The following is a 1,129-nucleotide window of genomic DNA, read 5'->3' as shown; positions in this document are numbered from 1 at the left end:
CATTGAGACAGGTGCTGCATGGCTGTCGTCAGCTCGTGTCGTGAGATGTTGGGTTAAGTCCCGTAACGAGCGCAACCCTTGTCCTTAGTTACCAGCACGTAATGGTGGGCACTCTAAGGAGACTGCCGGTGACAAACCGGAGGAAGGTGGGGATGACGTCAAGTCATCATGGCCCTTACGGCCTGGGCTACACACGTGCTACAATGGTCGGTACAGAGGGTTGCCAAGCCGCGAGGTGGAGCTAATCCCACAAAACCGATCGTAGTCCGGATCGCAGTCTGCAACTCGACTGCGTGAAGTCGGAATCGCTAGTAATCGCGAATCAGAATGTCGCGGTGAATACGTTCCCGGGCCTTGTACACACCGCCCGTCACACCATGGGAGTGGGTTGCACCAGAAGTAGCTAGTCTAACCTTCGGGGGGACGGTTACCACGGTGTGATTCATGACTGGGGTGAAGTCGTAACAAGGTAGCCGTAGGGGAACCTGCGGCTGGATCACCTCCTTAATCGACGACATCAGCTGCTCCATAAGTTCCCACACGAATTGCTTGATTCATTGAAGAAGACGATACGAAGCAGCCCGAAATTGGGTCTGTAGCTCAGTTGGTTAGAGCGCACCCCTGATAAGGGTGAGGTCGGCAGTTCGAATCTGCCCAGACCCACCAATTTTGTGTGGGAATACCTGTAGAAATACGGGGCCATAGCTCAGCTGGGAGAGCGCCTGCCTTGCACGCAGGAGGTCAACGGTTCGATCCCGTTTGGCTCCACCACTACTGCTTCTGTTGTTGAAAGCTTAGAAATGAGCATTCCATCGTGATGATGGTGAATGTTGATTTCTAGTCTTTGGCTAGATCGTTCTTTAAAAATTTGGGTATGTGATAGAAAGATAGACTGAACGTTACTTTCACTGGTAACGGATCAGGCTAAGGTAAAATTTGTGAGTTGCTCTTAATTGAGCATGCGAATTTTCGGCGAATGTCGTCTTCACAGTATAACCAGATTGCTTGGGGTTATATGGTCAAGTGAAGAAGCGCATACGGTGGATGCCTTGGCAGTCAGAGGCGATGAAAGACGTGGTAGCCTGCGAAAAGCTTCGGGGAGTCGGCAAACAGACTTTGATCCGGAGAT

2 tRNA genes and 2 rRNA genes are annotated in these 1,129 nt (G+C 51.4%); all 4 read left to right on the top strand.

From position 1 onward, the window contains the following. Positions 1 to 507: ribosomal RNA gene (locus AC1RL4_RS29210) — 16S ribosomal RNA — on the top strand; the annotation flags it as partial. Positions 508 to 589: 82 nt separating this feature from the next. Continuing rightward, positions 590 to 666, top strand: a tRNA-Ile gene (locus AC1RL4_RS29205). Positions 667 to 695: 29 nt separating this feature from the next. After that, positions 696 to 771, top strand: a tRNA-Ala gene (locus tag AC1RL4_RS29200). Between the two features lie 246 nt (positions 772 to 1,017). Next, positions 1,018 to 1,129: ribosomal RNA gene (locus AC1RL4_RS29195) — 23S ribosomal RNA — on the top strand; the annotation flags it as partial.

It is taken from the genome of Pseudomonas sp. GW822-FHT07A10 (genome assembly GCF_058798795.1).
The sequence above is the reverse complement of the archived record's forward strand: the minus strand, read 5'-3'. Positions and strand labels throughout refer to the sequence as shown.